The sequence below is a fragment of the Arthrobacter globiformis NBRC 12137 genome (assembly GCF_000238915.1).
GTDB classification, from domain to species: Bacteria; Actinomycetota; Actinomycetes; order Actinomycetales; family Micrococcaceae; genus Arthrobacter; species Arthrobacter globiformis.
In genome coordinates this window covers 1-705 of the sequence record NZ_BAEG01000122.1, presented here as the reverse complement: position 1 = coordinate 705, position 705 = coordinate 1, and the positions used below count along the sequence as shown (strand labels likewise).

Below are 705 nucleotides of genomic sequence, written 5' to 3'. Positions count from 1 at the left end.
GGTCGCGGACGCGAACGCGCCCGTCAGCGTCGCCGTGCCGGCCCTGCGGTCCGACGCGGCCTCCGTGCGGACCCCGGTCGGATCCACGAGAGCGGTCAACGCACCGACCGTGTCGTACTCCCGCACCCAGTCATGCCCGGCAGGGTCCGTGATGCCGACCAGCCGGGAGAGCGTGTCGTGGGCGAAACCCCACCGGGCACCGTCCGGCAGCACCGCGGCGGTGACATTGCCGAGTTCGTCGAAGACCCGCTCAATGGCCCGGCCCAGCGGGTCGACGGTCCGGACCAGTTCGCCGTTGGCGGCGTACTCGAGTTCGGTCCGTCCGCCGTCCGGGGCAACGAAGGCAGTGGTCCGCCCCGCGTGGTCGTGCTCGAAGGCCCAGACGGCGCCGTCCGGGTCCTCGCGCCGCACCAGCAGCCCGGCCGCGTCATAGCCGAACCGGGTCTCGGCCCCGGACGGGCTCAAGCTCTCAACCGGCCGGCCCGCATCGTCCCGGACAATCCGTGCGGTATCCCCTGCCGCGTTCCGGGTCGCGACCAGGTCCCCGAACCCGTCATAGTCGAAGTCGACAGCCACCCCGGCCGGGTCCGTGACCCGGACCAGCAGCCCGTCCCGCCACTGAAGCGCGGTGAGCCCGCCCAGCGGGTCCCGGATCACCGAAGGATCCCGGGGACACGTCGTCGGGATACTCATAGGAGACGACCG

1 pseudogene is annotated in these 705 nt (G+C 72.5%); it reads right to left on the bottom strand.

Annotated elements, in window-relative coordinates:
• A pseudogene (locus tag ARGLB_RS22305) lies at positions 1–657 on the bottom strand (RHS repeat domain-containing protein); the annotation flags it as partial.
• Between the last annotated feature and the right edge of the window lie 48 nt (positions 658–705).